The 16,541-nt window shown below is 37.5% G+C and carries 17 protein-coding genes and 1 riboswitch; of the genes, 13 read left to right on the top strand and 4 right to left on the bottom strand.

Annotated elements, in window-relative coordinates; all coding sequences use genetic code 11:
• Positions 1–72 precede the first annotated feature (72 nt).
• Positions 73–182, top strand: a riboswitch (SAM riboswitch).
• A gap of 228 nt (positions 183–410) precedes the next feature.
• The 9 genes from AC1M36_RS16000 (at position 411) to sufB (ending at position 9,255) form a co-directional block, all read left to right on the top strand.
• Entirely contained in the window at positions 411–1,436 is a 1,026-nt protein-coding gene (locus tag AC1M36_RS16000) for a methionine ABC transporter ATP-binding protein (protein ID WP_336453417.1), read from the top strand.
• Entirely contained in the window at positions 1,429–2,094 is a 666-nt protein-coding gene (locus AC1M36_RS15995; RefSeq protein ID WP_336453418.1) for a methionine ABC transporter permease, read from the top strand. Before AC1M36_RS16000 ends, AC1M36_RS15995 begins: the two co-directional genes overlap by 8 nt.
• A 22-nt stretch (positions 2,095–2,116) precedes the next feature.
• Positions 2,117–2,929 carry a methionine ABC transporter substrate-binding lipoprotein MetQ gene (gene metQ / locus AC1M36_RS15990; RefSeq protein ID WP_336453419.1) on the top strand — a complete coding sequence of 271 codons (813 nt, stop codon included), beginning with the start codon at positions 2,117–2,119 and terminating at the stop codon, positions 2,927–2,929.
• A 102-nt stretch (positions 2,930–3,031) separates the two neighbouring features.
• The gene (gene metQ, locus AC1M36_RS15985; protein WP_479846035.1) at positions 3,032–3,838 is read left to right on the top strand and encodes a methionine ABC transporter substrate-binding lipoprotein MetQ; all 807 of its coding nucleotides are present in this window, start codon (positions 3,032–3,034) and stop codon (positions 3,836–3,838) included.
• 236 nt (positions 3,839–4,074) lie between these two features.
• Entirely contained in the window at positions 4,075–4,860 is a 786-nt protein-coding gene (gene sufC, locus AC1M36_RS15980) for a Fe-S cluster assembly ATPase SufC (protein WP_017153244.1), read from the top strand.
• Positions 4,861–4,875: 15 nt separating this feature from the next.
• On the top strand, positions 4,876–6,168 hold the full coding sequence (gene sufD, locus AC1M36_RS15975) for a Fe-S cluster assembly protein SufD (protein WP_336453422.1): 1,293 nt from the start codon (positions 4,876–4,878) through the stop codon (positions 6,166–6,168).
• Entirely contained in the window at positions 6,168–7,388 is a 1,221-nt protein-coding gene (gene sufS / locus AC1M36_RS15970) for a cysteine desulfurase SufS (protein ID WP_336453423.1), read from the top strand. Before sufD ends, sufS begins: the two co-directional genes overlap by 1 nt.
• A complete protein-coding gene (gene sufU / locus AC1M36_RS15965) occupies positions 7,378–7,809 on the top strand; it encodes a Fe-S cluster assembly sulfur transfer protein SufU (RefSeq protein WP_017153241.1) in 432 nt (143 codons plus the stop codon). The genes sufS and sufU overlap by 11 nt, the downstream gene beginning before the upstream one ends.
• A gap of 48 nt (positions 7,810–7,857) precedes the next feature.
• Complete coding sequence (gene sufB, locus AC1M36_RS15960; protein WP_336453424.1) at positions 7,858–9,255, top strand: Fe-S cluster assembly protein SufB; 1,398 nt, start codon at positions 7,858–7,860, stop codon at positions 9,253–9,255.
• Between the two features lie 234 nt (positions 9,256–9,489).
• Here the strand turns inward: sufB and AC1M36_RS15955 are convergent, their stop codons facing one another.
• Genes AC1M36_RS15955 through AC1M36_RS15945 form a run of 3 tightly spaced genes read right to left on the bottom strand, consistent with a single transcriptional unit; the run spans position 9,490 to position 11,331 of the window.
• A complete protein-coding gene (locus AC1M36_RS15955; RefSeq protein ID WP_479846034.1) occupies positions 9,490–10,095 on the bottom strand; it encodes an ABC-2 transporter permease in 606 nt (201 codons plus the stop codon).
• The gene (locus tag AC1M36_RS15950; protein WP_336453426.1) at positions 10,088–10,954 is read right to left on the bottom strand and encodes an ABC transporter ATP-binding protein; all 867 of its coding nucleotides are present in this window, start codon (positions 10,952–10,954) and stop codon (positions 10,088–10,090) included. Before AC1M36_RS15950 ends, AC1M36_RS15955 begins: the two co-directional genes overlap by 8 nt.
• A 5-nt stretch (positions 10,955–10,959) precedes the next feature.
• Positions 10,960–11,331, bottom strand: a complete 372-nt coding sequence (locus AC1M36_RS15945; protein WP_336453427.1) for a GntR family transcriptional regulator — start codon at positions 11,329–11,331, stop codon at positions 10,960–10,962.
• A gap of 464 nt (positions 11,332–11,795) precedes the next feature.
• Here AC1M36_RS15945 and AC1M36_RS15940 point away from each other — a divergent pair, with 464 nt between their 5' ends.
• From AC1M36_RS15940 to yunB, 3 genes are all read left to right on the top strand, one after another.
• Positions 11,796–13,211, top strand: coding sequence for a bifunctional metallophosphatase/5'-nucleotidase (locus tag AC1M36_RS15940; RefSeq protein ID WP_431612963.1), 1,416 nt, complete (start codon positions 11,796–11,798; stop codon positions 13,209–13,211).
• A gap of 67 nt (positions 13,212–13,278) precedes the next feature.
• A complete protein-coding gene (locus AC1M36_RS15935; protein ID WP_026594181.1) occupies positions 13,279–13,581 on the top strand; it encodes a YunC family protein in 303 nt (100 codons plus the stop codon).
• A 55-nt stretch (positions 13,582–13,636) separates the two neighbouring features.
• Positions 13,637–14,374, top strand: coding sequence for a sporulation protein YunB (gene yunB, locus AC1M36_RS15930; protein WP_336453428.1), 738 nt, complete (start codon positions 13,637–13,639; stop codon positions 14,372–14,374).
• 69 nt (positions 14,375–14,443) lie between these two features.
• Here yunB and AC1M36_RS15925 read toward each other — a convergent pair whose 3' ends face one another.
• Positions 14,444–15,442: a M23 family metallopeptidase gene (locus AC1M36_RS15925; protein WP_336453429.1), complete on the bottom strand. Its 999-nt coding sequence runs from the start codon at positions 15,440–15,442 to the stop codon at positions 14,444–14,446.
• 190 nt (positions 15,443–15,632) lie between these two features.
• On the opposite strand from AC1M36_RS15925, the gene lipA reads away from it, so the two are divergent.
• On the top strand, positions 15,633–16,529 hold the full coding sequence (gene lipA / locus AC1M36_RS15920) for a lipoyl synthase (RefSeq protein WP_336453430.1): 897 nt from the start codon (positions 15,633–15,635) through the stop codon (positions 16,527–16,529).
• Positions 16,530–16,541: the final 12 nt, after the last annotated feature.

The following is a 16,541-nucleotide window of genomic DNA, read 5'->3' as shown; positions in this document are numbered from 1 at the left end:
TTGATACAATTCAAGTCATAAAATATAGACAATTTCATAAATTTCAAATCAGACGAAAATTAAATCTGATTTCTCTTATCAAGAGAGGTGGAGGGACTGAGCCCTGTGAAGCCCGGCAACCGTCAATTTTTAGATTGAAATGGTGCCAATTCCTGCAAAGCAAATGCTTTGAGAGATGAGAGGAAGGGATCATGTTGATATACGCATATAAACCTTTCTGCTCATTCTAAAAGCAGAAAGGTTTTTTTGTTGTTTGAATGAGGAGGACATTCGAATAATAAGAGGAGCTAATAAGAAATTTAGCTATGGCGACGGTTAGATTTAAGTAATTCTTACACCAAAAATAAAAATTGTGGGAGTAAATCTGAACGAGCTGCTTACGCTTTTTAATTCAAAAAGGGGTGAACATCATGATTTTATTGGAAAATGTAAAGAAAATATATAAATCAAAAAGCGGTGATGTCACTGCTGTAGATGATGCCAATTTAAAAATAGAAAAAGGCGAGATCTTTGGTGTTATCGGATATAGTGGCGCTGGTAAAAGTTCTTTAATCAGATTATTTAATCAATTAGAGAAACCAACTTCAGGACAGATTACGATAGCAAATCGTGTGATTTCAGCAATTACTGGGAATGAACTTCGAAAGGCAAGACAAGAAATCGGAATGATTTTTCAACATTTTAATTTACTGTGGTCACGAACTGTACGTGAGAACATTGCTTTTCCACTTGAAATTGCGGGAGTGGATAAGGAAAAGCGAAAAAAACGAGTAGATGAGTTAATTCATCTTGTTGGATTAGAAGGAAGAGGCGATGCATATCCGTCTCAATTAAGCGGTGGACAAAAGCAGCGCGTTGGGATTGCGAGAGCATTAGCAAATAATCCGAAAGTGCTGCTATGTGATGAAGCGACGTCAGCGCTTGACCCTGAAACAACAGATCAAATTTTAGATTTACTACTAGATATTAATAAACGTCTTGGCTTAACAATTGTACTTATTACACATGAGATGCATGTGATTCGTAAAATTTGTAATCGTGTTGCAGTCATGGAAAAAGGAAAAATTGTAGAGACGGGTCCTGTACTAGAGGTATTCCGTAACCCACAGAAGGAGATTACAAAGCGATTTGTACAACAGCTAACAGATTCTGAAGATACAAATGAAACAATTGAGAGTTTATTAGAAAAATATCCAGATGGAAAAGTCATTCGTTTACAGTTTATTGGTGATTCTGTAGAGCGTCCAGTACTCCAGAGATTAATGAGGCGGGATGATATAGAAGTAAGTGTACTTCAAGGGAATATTGCTCAAACAAACAATGGATCGTATGGAAGTTTAGTGATTCACTTAAATGGTGAGGAAGTGGCAATCCAACAAGCAATAGCAGGAATCCATCAAGAGCAAGTAGAGCTGGAGGTGATTGCACATGGATAAGTTACTCGCGAACGTCGACTGGAATCAAATGCTAGAAGCAACAGGTGAAACATTATATATGACGGCAATCGCAGCATTTGCGACATTTGTTTTAGGTCTTATTTTAGGACTATTACTTTTCATGACGGCAAAGGATAATTTATGGGAAAATAGAGCGATTCACACAGCGATTGGAGCATTTGTAAATATCTTTCGTTCCATTCCATTTATCATTTTAATTATTTTATTAATTCCATTTACGAAGATTCTCCTTGGAACAATTCTTGGAGCAAGCGCAGCACTACCAGCTTTAATTATTGGAGCGGCACCATTTTATGCAAGGATGGTTGAAATTGCACTTCGTGAGATTGATAAAGGAGTAATAGAAGCTTCAAAAGCAATGGGAGCAAAAACGAGTACGATTATTTGGAAAGTATTGATTCCAGAATCTTTGCCAGCACTTGTATCTGGTATTACAGTAACGACAATTGCACTTGTAGGCTATACAGCGATGGCTGGTGTTGTCGGTGCTGGTGGTCTTGGTACACTTGCTTATTTAGAAGGATTTCAGCGTGGAAATAACGATGTAACAATCGTTGCAACAATTTGTGTATTACTCGTTGTATTTTTAATTCAGTGGATTGGTGATCGTGTAACAATTCGAATTGATAAACGATAATTAAAATGGGAGGGTGTTTCAAATGAAAAAATTATTACTTACAGCACTTATTTCAACGTCAATTTTTGGTTTAGCTGCTTGTGGTGGGAAAGATAAAGATGAAAAGAAACTTGTTGTAGGAGCTTCTAACGTACCGCACGCTGTTATCTTAGAAAAGGCAAAACCTTTATTAGAGAAAAAGGGAATTGAATTAAAAATTGAAACATTCCAAGACTATGTATTGCCGAATAAATCATTAGCGGATAAGGAATTAGATGCGAACTACTTCCAACACATTCCATACTTAGAAAAAGAAATTAAAGATAAAAAATACGATTTTGAAGTAGCCGGAAAAATTCATTTAGAACCAATTGGTGTATATTCTCAAAAGTATAAGAGCTTAAAAGACCTTCCAGATGGAGCGACGATTATTATGAGTAACTCTGTCGCTGACCATGGACGTGGTTTAGCGATTTTACAAAAAGAAGGTATTTTAAAAATTAAAGATGGGGTAGATCCAGTTAAAGCAACTACAAAAGATATTGCAGATAATCCAAAAAATCTAAAATTTAAAACGGATATCGAGCCTGGTTTATTGCCACAAGTGTATAACAATAAAGAAGGCGATGCTGTTCTAATTAACTCTAACTATGCGATTGATGCGAAATTAAACCCAGAAAAAGATGCAATCGCGATTGAAGGAAATGACTCTCCATATGCAAACGTAGTAGCGGTTCGTAAAGGTGATAAAGATAAGAAAGAAATTAAAGCTCTTGTAGAAGTGCTGCATTCTAAAGAAATTGAAGACTTCATTGACAAGGAATATAAAGGCGCAGTTGTTCCTGTAAAAGAATAGTAGGTATCAAAAGGGCTGGTAAATGCCAGCTCTTATTTTGTACCTAATAAAATGCATATATGAAAAAAGTTATGAAAATTACAAAAATAAGGGTGACATCTGATGAAGAAAATTATATTAACCATTTTTATAGCAGTCTTTGTATTTGCATTAGCTGCTTGCGGCGGGAAAGATGAAAGTACACTTGTTGTGGGAGCTTCTAACGTGCCACATGCTGTTATTTTAGAAAAAGCACAGCCAATATTAGAGAAAAAAGGAATCAAACTAAAAATTGAAACATTCCAAGATTATGTGTTACCTAATAAAGCGTTAGCCGATAAAGACATTGATGCCAACTATTTTCAACACATTCCTTATTTAGATAAGGAGATCGAGGAAAAGGGATATAAAATTGTAAATGCAGGGAAAATCCATTTAGAGCCAATGGGAATATATTCCAAAAAATATAAAAAATTAAAAGACCTTCCAGATGGTGGAACGGTTATTATGAGTAATAACGTAGCAGAACGCGGTCGTATGCTTGCATTATTGCAAAAAGGCGGCGTCATTAAACTGAAAGATGGTGTAGATATCGTTAAAGCGACAGTCAAAGATATCGTGGAGAATCCAAAGAACTTGAAGTTTAAAACAGATGTTGAGCCAGGGCTTTCGCCAAAGCTATACGAAAATAATGAAGGTGATGCGTTATTCATTAATTCAAACTATGCAATTGATGCAAAATTAAATCCTACAAAAGATGCAATTGCAATTGAAGGATCAGATTCTCCGTATGCAAATATTATTGCCGTTCGTAAAGGCGATGAAAAGAAAAAAGAAATTAAGGAATTAGTAGAAGTTTTACATTCAAAAGAAATTCAAGATTTTATTAATAAAGAATATAAGGGAGCAGTACTTCCGGTAAATGAGTAGACATGAAAGGGGCTAGGAAATTTCCAGCCCTTTTTTCTTTATATAAATAAGAAGAAAGGTGTATCATAGTAGGATGTGAGGGAAATACTTATATACATTTGTGAAAAAAGTGTTACTTTTTTTCAGCGTTTGCGATATCATTTTATTTGATATAAAATTAGAATGAGAATAAAATGAGAATGTGAATGTTTTAGGAATTTTTAAAATGTATATAGAGGATTAATGGAGGTATTGAGATGGCTGGTTCTACATTAACGGTTAAAGACTTACATGTATCAATCGACGGTAAAGAAATTTTAAAAGGTGTAAACCTTGAAGTAAAAGGTGGAGAAATCCACGCAATTATGGGACCTAACGGAACAGGTAAATCAACTTTATCTTCTGCAATTATGGGTCACCCGAAATATGAAGTAACAGAAGGTAGCATCATCATCGACGGTGAAGATGTATTAGAAATGGAAGTAGATGAGCGCGCACAAGCGGGTCTATTCCTAGCAATGCAATATCCAAGTGAAATTAGCGGAGTAACAAACGCTGACTTCTTACGTTCTGCAATTAACGCACGTCGTGAAGAAGGCGACGAAATTTCTCTTATGAAATTTATCCGTAAATTAGATAAAAATATGGAGTTCCTAGAAATGGATCCAGAAATGGCACAACGTTACTTAAACGAAGGTTTCTCTGGCGGTGAGAAAAAACGTAACGAAATTCTTCAATTAATGATGATTGAGCCAAAAATCGCAATCTTAGATGAAATCGACTCTGGTCTTGATATCGATGCATTAAAAGTTGTATCTAAAGGTATTAACGAAATGCGCGGCGAAGAGTTCGGCTGCCTAATGATTACGCATTACCAACGTTTATTAAACTACATCACTCCAGACTTCGTTCACGTTATGATGAACGGTCGCATTGTTAAATCTGGTGGCCCTGAGCTTGCACAACGTCTAGAAGCTGAAGGTTACGACTGGATTAAAAAAGAACTAGGTATTGAAGACGAAACAGCAGAGCAAGAAGCGTAAGAGAGGAGCATAAACATGACAATCGGTACATTACCTTTCGATCAAGAAACAATCCGTCAGCGCGCTAGCGAAGTTAACGAAGCTGCTTGGTTGACTGAGTTCCGCTTACAAGCTCTTGCACAAGCAACTGAACTTCCAATGCCAACGCCTGATAAAACAAAAATCGATAAATGGGATTTTATCGGAAAAGGCGCTACTCCTAAGCAAGAGCCTGTAAGTTCTTTAGCGGAACTTCCAGAAACGGTGAAAAACTTAATCGATGAAAATAACAGCGTACTAGTGGGCCGCACTGGTACAACTGCATTCGTTTCTTTAGCTGATGAAGCGAAAGAAAAAGGTGTTATTTTCACGGATATCGTAACAGCTGCAAATGAGCATGCTGAACTAGTACAAAAGTATTTAATGAAAGACGGTGTGAAGGTAGACGAACATCGTTTAACAGCACTTCATGCAGCATTAATCAACGGCGGAGCATTTGTATATGTTCCGAAAAACGTTGTTCTTGAAACGCCACTTCAAGCTGTATTCTTAGTAGACGGCGAAGAAGCAAACGTATATAACCACGTATTATTTGTAGCTGATGCGAACAGTTCTGCAACATACGTAGAAAACTACGTAGCACATGAAACTGTTACAGGTATTGCAAATATCGTGGCAGAAGTAATCGTAGAACAAGGTGCACAAGTGAAATTCGGTGCAGTTGATCTATTAGCGAAAGATGTAACATCTTACGTAAACCGCCGCGGTGTTGTAGGACGTGACGGCCGTATTGAGTGGGCATTAGGCCTTATGAATGACGGAAATACAATTTCAGAGAACGTAACGAACTTAATGGGCGACGGATCATTTGCTGATACAAAAACAGTAACAATTGGCCGCGGGTCTCAAACACAAAACTTTACAACGAAAGTTGTTCACTTCGGTAAACACTCTGAAGGCTTCATTTTAAAACACGGTGTACAAACAGATAGCGCAACATCTATCTTTAACGGAATCGGTAAGATTGAACACGGTGCATCTAAATCAAATGCACAGCAATCTTCTCGCGTTCTTATGTTAAATGAAAAAGCACGCGGTGATGCAAACCCAATTCTTCTGATTGACGAAGACGATGTAATGGCAGGTCACGCAGCTTCTGTAGGTCGCGTAGATCCAATTCAACTATACTACCTAATGAGCCGTGGTATTCCGAAAAGAGAAGCAGAACGTTTAGTCATCCATGGATTCTTAGCACCTGTAGTAAATGAGCTTCCAATTGAAGGAGTAAAAGCACAGCTTGTTGAGGTAATTGAAAGGAAAGTTCGCTAATGGATATTCATGAAATACGCAAACAGTTTCCAATTCTTGATCAAAAGGTGAACGGTAAACAACTTGTATATTTCGATAGTGCAGCAACTTCTCAAAAACCAATTCAAGTCATTGAAACGTTAGAGCGTTACTATAAAGAATATAATTCTAACGTGCATCGCGGTGTTCATACGCTCGGTACGAAAGCTACCGATGCGTATGAAGGTGCACGCGAGAAAGTTCGCAAGTTTATTAATGCAAAATCAATGGAAGAAATTATTTTCACGCGCGGAACAACAACTGCATTAAATACAGTAGCAGCCAGCTATGGCCTGGAACATGTAAAAGAAGGCGATGAAATCGTCATCTCTTACATGGAGCACCATAGTAACATTATTCCGTGGCAACAAGTTGCGAAGAAAACAGGCGCAACTTTAAAATATCTTCCGCTTCAGCCAGACGGAACTATCTCTATTGAAGATGCCCGTCAAACAATTACACCGAATACAAAAATTGTTTCTATCATGTATGTGTCTAACGTACTTGGAACGATTAATCCTGTAAAAGAAATTGCAGAAATCGCTCATCAAAACGGTGCAATTATGGTCGTTGATGGTGCGCAAAGTACACCTCATATGAAAGTGGATGTACAAGATTTAAACTGTGATTTCTACGCGTTATCCGCTCATAAAATGTGCGGGCCTACAGGTGTCGGCGTATTATATGGTAAGAAGGAATTGCTAGAAAATATGGAGCCAATTGAATTTGGCGGTGAAATGATTGATTTCGTAGACTTGCAAGATTCTACGTGGAAAGAACTTCCGTGGAAGTTTGAAGCGGGTACACCGATTATCGGTAACGCGATTGGACTTGGAGCGGCAATTGATTTCCTAGAAGAGATCGGTCTTGATAATATTGAAAAGCATGAACATGAATTAGCGCAGTACGCTTTAGAAAGACTATCAGAAGTAGATGGCGTAACAATTTATGGTCCAAAGCATCGCGCTGGTCTTGTGACATTTAATATTGATGAAGTACATCCTCACGATGTGGCAACAGTATTAGACGTAGAAGGCATTGCGGTTCGCGCAGGACATCACTGTGCACAACCGCTTATGAAGTGGTTAAAAGCTTCTTCTACAGCACGTGCAAGCTTCTATTTATATAATACAAAAGAAGAAATTGATACATTTGTTGAAGCGCTAACGAAAACAAAGGAGTATTTCACAAATGTCATTTAATAATTTAGATACGTTATATCGTCAAGTTATTATGGATCATTATAAAAATCCTCGTAACCATGGCGTGTTAGAAGATAGTGTTACAGTTAACTTGAACAACCCAACTTGCGGCGATCGTATTCAACTTACGATGAAAGTAGAAGATGGGATTGTGCAAGAAGCGAAGTTTGAAGGAGAAGGTTGTTCTATCTCTATGTCTTCAGCTTCGATGATGACGCAAGCAGTAAAAGGAAAGAAAATTGAAGAAGCACTTCAGCTTTCTAAAATTTTCTCTGACATGATGCTAGGAAAAGAGTATGATGACAGCGTAGATTTAGGAGATATTGAAGCATTACAAGGCGTATGCAAGTTTCCAGCACGTATTAAATGTGCAACATTAGCTTGGAAAGCGTTAGAAAAAGGCTTAAACGAAGATAAGTAATGTGAAGGGTTCCTAAAAACGAGGTTATCTAAGGAGGGACATACCAACATGGCGAAGCAACTGCCAGATATCGGCGATTATAAATATGGTTTCAAGGATAAAGACGTTTCGATTTTCCGTGCTGGACGCGGTTTAACAAAAGAAATCGTTGAAGAGATTTCACGTATGAAAGAAGAACCACAGTGGATGTTAGACTTCCGTTTGAAATCACTGGATAAGTTCTATGAAATGCCAATGCCACAATGGGGCGGCGACTTAAACGACTTAGATTTCGATGAAATTACGTACTACGTAAAACCATCTGAGAAATCTGAGAAGTCTTGGGATGAAGTACCTGATGAAATTAAAGCAACATTTGATAAATTAGGTATTCCAGAAGCTGAGCAAAAATATTTAGCTGGTGTATCTGCACAGTACGAATCTGAAGTTGTATACCACAACATGAAAGAAGACCTAGAAGCTCTAGGAATCGTGTTCAAAGATACAGATAGCGCATTAAAAGAGAACGAAGATATTTTCCGTGAGCATTTCGGAAAAGTAATCCCACCAACTGATAACAAATTCGCAGCATTAAACTCTGCAGTTTGGTCTGGTGGATCATTCATCTACGTTCCAAAAGGTGTAAAAGTTGATACGCCACTTCAAGCGTATTTCCGTATTAACTCTGAAAATATGGGACAATTCGAGCGTACGCTTATTATCGTAGACGAAGGCGCACACGTCCACTACGTAGAAGGTTGTACAGCACCTGTTTACACAACAAACTCACTGCACAGTGCGGTAGTAGAAATTATCATTAAGAAAGATGCATATTGCCGTTACACAACAATCCAAAACTGGGCGAACAACGTATACAACCTAGTTACAAAACGTGCTGTTTGTGAAGCAAACGCAACGATGGAATGGATTGACGGTAACATCGGATCTAAATTAACGATGAAATACCCAGCAGTTATCTTAAAAGGCGAAGGCGCTCGTGGTTTAACATTATCTATCGCGATTGCTGGTAAAGGCCAACACCAAGATGCTGGTGCGAAAATGATTCACTTAGCACCAAATACATCTTCAACAATCGTTTCTAAATCGATTGCAAAACATGGTGGTAAAGTAACGTACCGTGGTATTGTACACTTCGGACCAAAAGCGACAAATTCTCGCTCTAACATCGAATGTGACACGTTAATCATGGATAACCAATCTACATCTGATACAATCCCTTACAACGAGATTAAAAACGATCACGTTTCACTTGAGCACGAAGCGAAAGTATCAAAAGTATCAGAAGAACAATTATTCTACCTAATGAGCCGTGGTATTTCTGAGCAAGAAGCAACAGAAATGATCGTAATGGGCTTCATCGAGCCATTCACTCGCGAACTTCCAATGGAATACGCAGTTGAAATGAACCGCCTAATCAAGTTTGAGATGGAAGGTTCTATTGGTTAATATTTAAAGTGGAAGCGCCCTGCCAAGCAGGGCGCTTTTTTGTGCGAGGCAAATATATCGGCGATTCGACATGAGATATCGACCGCTCGACAATAAATGACATGGAAAAACTCGAGATCTAAATGTTTAGATCTCGAGTTTTTCTCGTTTTCTATAAAGAAACCATAATCTCGTTATGGATGCGTATATGCTATCATGCATTAAGGAAGTTTTGATAATAGGAAATGTTCTGAATTAAAAAGCTTTACGTTGATAAATGATGAATGATACTCCCCATGAAATGATATAAGCACATATGATAATAAATGTAGCTACGGTATACAATGCAGGTACAGATAAGCTGAAAATAGCATCGGTAACTGTACTAAACTGTGTTGCTAGAAATTGTACAGCAGGTGGACCCAAATAAGCTGATGCTAAAAATGAAACCATGACAATGGACGACATATGCTTTTGCTTAAATTGATAAAATAGTGGAAAGGTAATGGCTGCAAATAGCAAAAATAGTGTATTGCCCATTACAATATGCTCTATAGTAAATGACTTTTGAAAGATGATAAGCATTAAACTTGTTACAGCAATTGCTAGCAACATGTAAACAATTGCCCCAATATAGCGTGAAGCGACAATTTCCTTACGGGTATATGGTAAAGAATTTAATAAAATATTTGTTTCAGTTTTTTCGTCATAGGCATGCGTATTAAAGGGAATAAAAATACTTGTAATTGTAAAGAGCAAAATAGGGTGCGTGTTCATCACAATAAAAAAGATAATGCAGCCTAAATAAACTAGCAATTGTTTCTTCTGTAAAATTAAATCGCGCTTGATTAAATTAAGCATGGTACCCTACTCCTTTCGAATAATACATAATATCTTCTAATGAGGCACGTTCAATTATAACCTCATTACCAAAAATTTCTTCAACTTCGGCTACATTATTCGTTAATGCCTCAAAGCCAGTTGGTGCACGATGAACATGCATAAAGGCTTTTTCTGTATCGCGATCTAATAAATCCGTACTGCCTTTGACGAGAGCATAGTTTTCTCCCACCTCATGAATCGACTGATTAAAGATTAATTTTCCCCTTTTTAAAAAGGTAATAAAATCAGCGATGCGATCTAAATCCGTCGTAATATGTGTAGAGAAGAAAATTGTACGATTGCTATCCAGCATTAATTCATGCAGTAAATCGAGTAACTCCCGTCTAAATATTGGATCTAAGCCAGCTGTTGGCTCATCCATAATAATCAACTCGGCATGGTGTGATAGCGCAAGCGCTAATGAAGCTTTCATCTGCATACCTTTTGAAAAAGTTTTAATCGCTTTATTCATCGGTAATTCAAACTGCTCTATATAACGCTTAAATATGGTATCGTCCCAATTTTTGTAAGCAGGTGCGACGATTCGCTTAATATCTTTCAGATTTAAGCCTTCATAAAATACGTTACTATCAAAAACAAAACCGATGCGCTCTTTAATTTCCTTTTCGTGCGATGCATAGTCTAATCCAAAAATTTTAATCTCGCCTGCATCTGGCTTTAATAAGTTCATTATCATTTTAATGATTGTCGATTTCCCTGCACCATTTGCGCCAATGAAGCCTGTTACAAATCCTTTTTTAATTTGTAAATTTAATTGTTTTATTGAAAAACCTTGAAATGTTTTACTAACATTGTGTAGCTCTACTATATTTTCCATATCGTTTACTCCTTATATAAAATAGTTAATAATTCTTGCAGTTCCGTTAAGGGTAGCCCAATTTCCTTACTATTAGTAATGACAGCCAATAATTGTTCTTCAATCACTTTTAATTTTTTCTCACGTACTACATCTAAATTTTGTTCAGCAACAAAAGAGCCCTTACCTACAATTGAATAAATAAAGCCTGCTTTTTCTAGCTCCTCATACGCGCGCTTTGTCGTAATAACACTAATCTGTAAGTCCTTTGCCAGCTGGCGCATTGATGGGAGTGACGATCCTTCTTTTAAATCACCAGTTAAAATTAGTGATTTTATTTGATTGGTAACTTGTTCGTAAATTGGCTCCTTAGAACTGTTTGAAATAATTATTTGCATGCAAATCCCTCTTAGTCTTTATATTGTATATACACTCTATATACAATATATATATTTCGTATCAAAAATGCAATATATTTTCAGAATTTTTATATAAAAAATGTTCATGTGAGTGAGTATATTCAAATTTCTCCCACATTAACAATCAGTAAGATTTCCATCTGAAAGCCCAGAAGAAGCAAAGAAGGCGGGTAGCGGATTAACTACCCGTAAAAGTTCAATTGGTGAAGGCTAATAATCAGTGGTGGGAATTATTTTTTGTTTTTTGAAGGAAATTTGTATTTCTTTCAAAAAACAAGTTAGATATTTAAAGAAGGGAAGTTCTATATGAAAAGGAGAATTTTTTGCTTTTTCACCTAATGAGAGTACAATGTAAAATAGCAAGAAAAGGCGAAAAGTATTTACAGGATTATCGCAAGCGCGTAGCGTAAAATGCAGTAAGGAAATGAGAGGAGGTTTTTTCTCTGGATATCAATAAAGAAACAATCATCCACCTTTATCATACAAACGATATACATAGTCATTTTGAAAATTGGCCGCAAATTTCTAGGTTTGTACTAGAAGAGAAAAAGCGAAGACAAGAAGCGGGGGAATCTGTTTTAACGTTAGATATTGGCGATCACGTGGATCGTTTTCATAGTATTACGGAAGCAACAAATGGACTGGGAAATACAAAGTTATTAAACGAGGCGTTATATGATTATGTAACGATTGGAAATAATGAAGGGATTACATTAGCGAAGGAGCATTTAAACCATTTATATGATCATGCTGGATTTGAGGTGCTCGTAGCGAATTTATTTGAAAAAGAGGGCGTTCGTCCTACTTGGGCGAAGCCGTATAAACTTCATACAACTACAGAGGGGATTACAATAGCTTTAATCGGTTTAACAGTAGCCTATCCGGAGTTCTATAAAATGTTAGATTGGCATATTGAAGATCCGATGATGCATTTAGAATCCATTTTGGCAGAAGTAAAAGATAAAGCGCATATTACAGTTGTACTTTCTCATCTTGGGAAAAGTGCCGATGAGTATATGGCGGAGAATTATGATATCGATGTAATTTTAGGAGCGCATACACATCACCTATTTGAACGTGGTGTTCTCGTGAATGGAACTTTACTTTGTTGCTGTGAAAAGTGGGGGCGCTACATCGGCCATGTTCAGCTTACTGTGGATAAGGAAACAGGGCAGTTGTTGAAAAAGGATGGTAGAGCGATTAAAACAGAGCGTTTAAGTGCTTATAACAAACCTTTATCCACAATTGAAATGTTGCAAGAAGAAAGTAAAAATATAATGGCAGAGCCTGTGGTTGAGTTGAAGGAGCCTTTACCAATTGATTGGTTTAAGGAAACACCATTTCCTAGTATGCTGGCAAGTGCATTAAAAGAGTGGTGTAATGCTGAAGTGGGCATGGTGAATGCGGGTGTATTATTAGAAGGATTAGAAGAAGGGATTGTCACACGAGGCGATATTCACCGCATTTGTCCACATCCTATTAATCCATGTGCACTAAAAGTAAAAGGTAAAACATTACGGGAAGTTATTTTAAAAGCACGTTGTCCAAGTATGGAAGAGCTTGAAGTAAAAGGGCTCGGTTTTCGCGGGAAAGTGATGGGGAAAATGATTTATGATGGTATAGAAGTTATTCCGGATACGATTCCTGGAAATAAAATTTTACTTAAAGATGTGCTCATTAATGGGGAATCTTTAGAATTAGATCGCGTATATACTGTTGGAACGATTGATATGTTTACGTTCGGGTACTTATACCCAGAACTATCCACACTTTCTGAAAAGCAATATTATATGCCAGAACTGTTACGAGATGTGTTAGCAGAGATGTTAATAACTTATACATCTTCCATTAAACTATAGGCTAGTTAACCTGTAACACTCATTTTTCTCTTTTCATAAAGATAAGAAAGAGAGGAGTGTGTGAACGATGGTGAATGTGGAACCGATTATCATTGATAACTATACGTTTATAGCGGTTAGCGTAAAGCTCCCAAAAACAAATTTGCTGGCTGTTATGAGCGATAAAGGATATATTATGTGCGGCGCTTTAGATGTCGGTCTCTTAAATGAGAAATTAGGAGACCGAGGAATTATTGCTGGCCGCGCAGTTGGTGTGAGAACAATTGAACAACTGCTTGAAGCACCGCTTGAATCGGTTACGACTGGGGCCGAGGCTTTAGGCATTCCAGCAGGAACAATTGGAAAAGATGCACTATTAAAAATGATATAAGCATATATCGTCCCTCTTTCTTGCATAGAAATGATATAAGAAGGAGGGTTTTCTTATGCGTACATTTCGTCCAAAAGCTTCGCGGTTTCGAAAAGGGCCGCTTCCTTTTCGGCATGTACTACTCATCTCATTTATCATTTTTTTATTGTTAACTTTACAAGGATTCTGGATTGTGAATAAAAGTATTCAGCCGACATTGATCAAGTATGGAGAAGTGCAGACACATAAAATGGCAACGGTTGTCATGACGAAGGCAGTAAAGGATCGGATTAAGGAAGGGTTTGATGTGGATTCATTAATGAAAGTACAAAACGATAAGAATGGAAAAGTATCCACAATCGATTTAAATACAAAGCAAGTAAATGAGATTTTAACATCGACTACTGCATACATAGAGAAATATTTGCATCAAGTAGAGAATGGGGATATGAAGGCGCTCGGTTTGCCAGAAGAGAGCGGAGTGTCGATGTCTGTTCCCCTTGGGCGCATAACGGATAATGCACTCCTTGGTAATTTAGGGCCAGATATTCCGATTGATTTTACAACAATCGGCCATGTGAATACGGATATTAAGCAAAATGTAAAGCCACACGGGATTAACAATACCGCAATTGAAGTGGTCATGGAAGTCGATGTGACGCTGCAGGTGATTATTCCCTTTCGCACAAAAGAAGTTAAGGTGAAACAGCATATCCCGATTGCGACGCGAATTGTACAAGGAGAGGTACCATCTTATTATGGAAGCGGTGGAGTTGTTGTGCCAGATAGTAAAGGGAAGAAAGCGGATGATTAACAAGATACTATAACGGATGAGTAAGTTTGAAAAGACATTATAGGATCTAAAAGGAAACAACCGTAGCGATTAGCTACGGTTGTTTTTTAAATTTGCACGTTCTTTTCGCTCCCACAAACTTAAATGCATATATGGATCAAAAGCCCATTCTGTATAGCCGTTGTCTTTATACATACCAAAGTGTAAGTGCGGAGGGAATTTCCCAGATGTACCAGGAGGGCCGTAGCCTGTGTTACCAACGAAGCCAATGACTTTTCCTGGTTCGACAATTTGACCAAGTTGTATTTCTTTCGAAAAACCGCCTAAATGTGCGTAATAATGATAATTGTTATATAAATCGCGGATACCGATGCGCCAGCCACCGAGGCGGTTCCAGCCCTTTGTTTCGATAATGCCGTAGCAGGTAGATCTTACGGGTACACCATGTCCTGCAAAAATATCGGTGCCTTCATGGATACGTCTTCCGCCAAAGCTGCGACCAGCACCGAATGTACTACGGTAGCTATTATCGCTATAGACAGGAAGGGGAAAAGCATTTCCTTGTAAGTCAATGCGATCATAGTGCTTATAGATTCGAGCGTACTCGGTAATTAATTCAACCGTTTTTGCGCGTCTATAATATTCCCACAGCATAATTTTAATACGGTCTTCCGAAGTCCCTTGCTTCTTTATAATAGTTGCCATTGTGTGTAAAAGATCTTGGTCGTTATTTGCATTTGCAAATCCATCTTTATCGCCGTCTAAACCAATCCCGCCAAAGAGAGAAATCGTATGGGGTAATGTATCATTGTAAGTGGCATTGGCAGGACCAGACCACATTTCTGGTTTAAAGTAAATGGATATGACGGCATCAGGTTTTTTCGGAATATCTTTTCTTACGCTACGAATGTTACGTTCATATTGATCAATTGCTGCTACATAATACCATGGAATATTAGTATTTTTTTCAGTTTCCTTATATAATGTCATGCGCTTTTCATAAATTTGATTTTGATCCACTTCACCATAGGCAATACCTTGCCCAAGAAAAAAGTAAATAGAAAGAAATAGGGCAATCTTTCGAAGCATGAAAATAAACTCCTTTCACAACATCACTCTTTTTAGTGTGGGATATACGAGATATTTCATTATAGTAAATCATTGGTAAAAATTCTTGGAATCTTCATTTGAGCAAATCGCTTTCATACGTTAGAATAGATATGTTACATTGAAAGAAGCGAACACGGTAAACTATTTCATATTGTGCGGAGTTGATAACATGGCAAAACAAACAGAATATAAGCGCAAGCCCGAATGGTTGAAAATTAAGTTAAATACAAATGAAAACTATACAGGCTTAAAGAAAATGATGCGTTCTAAGCAGCTTCATACCGTTTGTGAAGAGGCAAAATGTCCAAACATTCACGAATGTTGGGCAGTAAGAAAAACAGCAACATTTATGATCTTAGGTGCGGTTTGTACACGTGCTTGTCGTTTTTGTGCGGTTAAAACAGGCTTACCAACAGAGCTTGATTTACAAGAACCAGAACGCGTAGCAGATTCTGTTGTACAAATGGGTTTAAAACACGTTGTTATAACAGCGGTTGCACGTGATGATTTAAAAGATGGCGGAGCAGCTGTTTTTGCTGAAACAGTACGCGCTGTTCGTCGTAAAAATCCATTCACGTCTATTGAAGTGTTACCATCTGATATGGGCGGGGTAGAAGAAAACTTAAAAATGTTAATGGATGCAAAACCAGATATTTTAAACCATAACATTGAAACAGTAAGTCGATTATCTGACCGAGTTCGCGCTAGAGCAAAATACCCTCGTTCATTAGAGTTTTTACGTCGTGCAAAAGAAATGCAACCTGATATTCCAACTAAATCTAGCATTATGGTGGGACTAGGTGAAACAAGAGAAGACTTAATTGAAGCAATGGACGACTTACGTGCGAACAATGTGGATATTTTAACACTTGGACAATATCTACAACCATCTAAAAAGCATTTACCAGTTATTAAATACTACACACCAGCTGAATTTGCTGAGCTGAAAGAAATTGCACTTAGCAAAGGATTTAGCCACTGTGAAGCTGGTCCGCTTGTTCGTTCTTCTTATCATGCAGATGAGCAAGTACGCTCTGCGAAAGAAAATACAGCAGCAGCAAAATAATTGTAAAAAATC

The sequence above is a fragment of the Bacillus sp. Medicinal_06 genome (assembly GCF_056711665.1).
This window is presented reverse-complemented; position numbering and strand designations above follow the sequence as displayed.

What these genes read in the sequence shown, in the direction of transcription:
- metQ (WP_336453419.1), top strand. Translation starts at nt 2,117, where the DNA reads ATGAAAAAATTATTACTTACAGCACTTATTTCAACGTCAATTTTTGGT.
- metQ (WP_479846035.1), top strand. Translation starts at nt 3,032, where the DNA reads ATGAAGAAAATTATATTAACCATTTTTATAGCAGTCTTTGTATTTGCA.
- AC1M36_RS15935 (WP_026594181.1), top strand. Translation starts at nt 13,279, where the DNA reads ATGGTGAATGTGGAACCGATTATCATTGATAACTATACGTTTATAGCG.
- AC1M36_RS15945 (WP_336453427.1), bottom strand. Translation starts at nt 11,331, where the DNA reads ATGCAAATAATTATTTCAAACAGTTCTAAGGAGCCAATTTACGAACAA.
- AC1M36_RS15925 (WP_336453429.1), bottom strand. Translation starts at nt 15,442, where the DNA reads ATGCTTCGAAAGATTGCCCTATTTCTTTCTATTTACTTTTTTCTTGGG.
- yunB (WP_336453428.1), top strand. Translation starts at nt 13,637, where the DNA reads ATGCGTACATTTCGTCCAAAAGCTTCGCGGTTTCGAAAAGGGCCGCTT.
- AC1M36_RS16000 (WP_336453417.1), top strand. Translation starts at nt 411, where the DNA reads ATGATTTTATTGGAAAATGTAAAGAAAATATATAAATCAAAAAGCGGT.
- sufC (WP_017153244.1), top strand. Translation starts at nt 4,075, where the DNA reads ATGGCTGGTTCTACATTAACGGTTAAAGACTTACATGTATCAATCGAC.
- lipA (WP_336453430.1), top strand. Translation starts at nt 15,633, where the DNA reads ATGGCAAAACAAACAGAATATAAGCGCAAGCCCGAATGGTTGAAAATT.
- sufU (WP_017153241.1), top strand. Translation starts at nt 7,378, where the DNA reads ATGTCATTTAATAATTTAGATACGTTATATCGTCAAGTTATTATGGAT.
- AC1M36_RS15950 (WP_336453426.1), bottom strand. Translation starts at nt 10,954, where the DNA reads ATGGAAAATATAGTAGAGCTACACAATGTTAGTAAAACATTTCAAGGT.
- sufB (WP_336453424.1), top strand. Translation starts at nt 7,858, where the DNA reads ATGGCGAAGCAACTGCCAGATATCGGCGATTATAAATATGGTTTCAAG.
- sufD (WP_336453422.1), top strand. Translation starts at nt 4,876, where the DNA reads ATGACAATCGGTACATTACCTTTCGATCAAGAAACAATCCGTCAGCGC.
- AC1M36_RS15955 (WP_479846034.1), bottom strand. Translation starts at nt 10,095, where the DNA reads ATGCTTAATTTAATCAAGCGCGATTTAATTTTACAGAAGAAACAATTG.
- sufS (WP_336453423.1), top strand. Translation starts at nt 6,168, where the DNA reads ATGGATATTCATGAAATACGCAAACAGTTTCCAATTCTTGATCAAAAG.
- AC1M36_RS15995 (WP_336453418.1), top strand. Translation starts at nt 1,429, where the DNA reads ATGGATAAGTTACTCGCGAACGTCGACTGGAATCAAATGCTAGAAGCA.